The sequence below is a fragment of the Methanoregula sp. genome (assembly GCF_002835825.1).
Taxonomy (GTDB): Archaea; Halobacteriota; Methanomicrobia; order Methanomicrobiales; family Methanospirillaceae; genus Methanoregula.
This window is the reverse complement of sequence record NZ_PIZH01000359.1, coordinates 1-2219: the sequence shown is the minus strand read 5'-3', so window position 1 is coordinate 2219 and position 2219 is coordinate 1. Positions and strand designations below refer to the sequence as shown.

Here is a 2219-nt window from a genome sequence, read left to right as displayed (position 1 = left end):
GTTACCTGGGTCTCGGGCCAGTGTGTCCACGGCGTGAGATAAAACTGCAGGGTCCGATCGCCGAGCGGGAGCGTGTCCCCGTCCTTCACGATATGGAAGACGTCGGGAAGCACGTGGAGGAACGCGATGAGGAGATCGCGGCACTTCTCGTTCGTAACCACCTTTGCCATCGGGAAGAACTCTAAGATCATCGGCAGCGAACCCGCATGGTCCTGCTCGGCATGGTTGATGACCACGTAATCGAGCGTCTCGATGCCCAGCTTCACGAGGTTCTCGATGAGCTCGAACTCCTTCGTCGGATCCACGGTGTCGATGAGCACTGTCTTCTCGCTGCCTTTGATGAGGTAGGCGTTATAGCTCGTCCCTTCCGGGAGAGGGATCAGCTCGTCAAAGAGCCGCCGGTCGAAATCGATCGCCCCGACCGAGAAGACATCCCGTGCTATTGTGCGTGCTGCCATGGTTCCCTCTCACTCCTTCCGGAAAAGCCGCTTTTCGGCAAAACAGACCGGGCAGGCCCAGTCCGCCGCAAGATCGGCAAACCTGACACCGGATCCGATGTTCTGCAACGGTTCGCCCTTTTTGGGATTGTACTGGTGCCCGCAGATGGTGCAGATGTAACATTCCATATCCATACAAAAACCTCCTTATCCACAATACCGGTACCACAGAATGGCGCCACCAGCTCAATAATCGTTTCGATGAACTCACTCCCGCCTGCCCGGGGCCCCTGCCGGCAGGGGGAGGAGCTCGAACGACTCCCGCCCGGCAAGGTAGCGGTCGACAAAGAACCGGAACGAGGCGTTCCTCCGTACCGCGGTCTCTATCGAGAAGGACTTCATGAGCTCGAACATGAAGTCGATCCGGGAGTCGAACTGCGGGGGGATGCGGGTATTGAAGTCCTCCTTGGTTATCCCGTCGGTGGACGCCAGATCGGGAATACCGAGGCCCTGCGCGGTCTCAACGGGCACACCGGCCAGGTACCAGCTCTCGATCTCCCGGATCACGATGACGATGCTCCGGTCGTCGACCTCGCTGAACCGGTAGTACAGGATCTGCTTCTTGTCCCGGACGGAGCGCTCCTGGTCGATGTCGGCAACGAAGATGTAGTCGTTCTTCATCAGCCGGACACTTTTTAGGAATTTGTTCACCTTCTCGCGCTTGATGCAGGCATACGGGATGATCTCGACCGAGTGGTAGGATGGGAGGAGCAGGGGCTTGATGAGCCGGCCGAAGAACCGGACATCGTCCTCCCCCTCGACCATGATGAACAGGCGCTTCTTCATGGCTTAGAATCCCAGCAGGTTCTGGACGTAGAGCTCCTCGATCCCGATCTCGTTGGCGAGAAATGCCCGCACCTCCTCCTTGTCGCCCGGGCGGGAGATGACGGAGTACCCCTCGCTGTCCCGGGAGATGAGGAGGATGTCGTCGAGACCTGCGTACTTGACCACCTCGGTGCTGTGGGTGGTCACCATCACCTGCTTCTTTTCTGAAGCCTCCTTCATCATTGCCATCAGCCGGCCGACCAGGAACGGGTGGATGTGGCTGACCGGCTCCTCGATGACGATGAACGGCCGGTCCTCGAAGTACAGGGCGATGATCATGGCAAAGATGACGATGGTGCCATCCGAGAGGGACGAAGCGGGCAGCTCGTAACTCTTGATATACCGCTCCTTCAGCGTCAGGACAAGGGAGACATCCATGAACTTCGTCACTGAGAAGTCCTCCACAAACGGCAGGGTGTCGCGCAGGAGGTTTGAAAACTTGCGCTTCTTGTGCGGGTCATCGCCAATACTCCTGATAACGAGGGCGAGGTTGCTGCCGTCCTCCTCGAGATCGCGCCGGCCGGTGACGACCACCCCTCTCTTGGGGAGCTTGGGGTCGATGTCGTAGACAGCGATGCGGTCGAAGAACTTCTCGCTGTGGGGGAGGGGATACCCGTACACGGTCTCGAGGAGAAGGGTCTTCTCCGGCAGCCGTTTGCCCCGGAAGAAGAGCGGGATGATCTCGTTTGCCGTGAGGCTGCACCCTTCCGGCACGCTGGCGCTGTACTGGACCAGGCCGTTCTCGTTCGAGACAACGATCTCGCCGCGCCCGGGGATCGCCGTTTCCGCCGGCAGCATCCCGGCCGGGCTGCATGCCGCAACCTCGCACCCGATCACGAGCCGGTCCCGGACAACCAAGAAGTCATTTCCGTCCGGGCTGAACCGTAACGCAAACTC

Annotated in this window: 4 protein-coding genes; all 4 read right to left on the bottom strand. The window is 59.6% G+C overall.

What is annotated here, in order from left to right; translation table 11 throughout:
- A partial coding sequence (locus tag CW742_RS11020; RefSeq protein ID WP_292420351.1) for an FprA family A-type flavoprotein occupies positions 1 to 458 on the bottom strand: 458 nt, incomplete at its 3' end.
- A gap of 9 nt (positions 459 to 467) precedes the next feature.
- A complete protein-coding gene (locus CW742_RS11015; RefSeq protein WP_342764880.1) occupies positions 468 to 632 on the bottom strand; it encodes a rubredoxin in 165 nt (54 codons plus the stop codon).
- 72 nt (positions 633 to 704) lie between these two features.
- Complete coding sequence (locus tag CW742_RS11010; protein ID WP_292420350.1) at positions 705 to 1283, bottom strand: hypothetical protein; 579 nt, start codon at positions 1281 to 1283, stop codon at positions 705 to 707.
- A gap of 3 nt (positions 1284 to 1286) precedes the next feature.
- Positions 1287 to 2219 (bottom strand): AAA family ATPase (locus CW742_RS11005; RefSeq protein ID WP_292420348.1); only part of this gene is annotated, 933 nt, incomplete at its 5' end.

Coding starts and splice junctions, on each gene's coding strand:
- CW742_RS11015 (WP_342764880.1), bottom strand. CDS start 632: ATGGATATGGAATGTTACATCTGCACCATCTGCGGGCACCAGTACAAT.
- CW742_RS11010 (WP_292420350.1), bottom strand. CDS start 1,283: ATGAAGAAGCGCCTGTTCATCATGGTCGAGGGGGAGGACGATGTCCGG.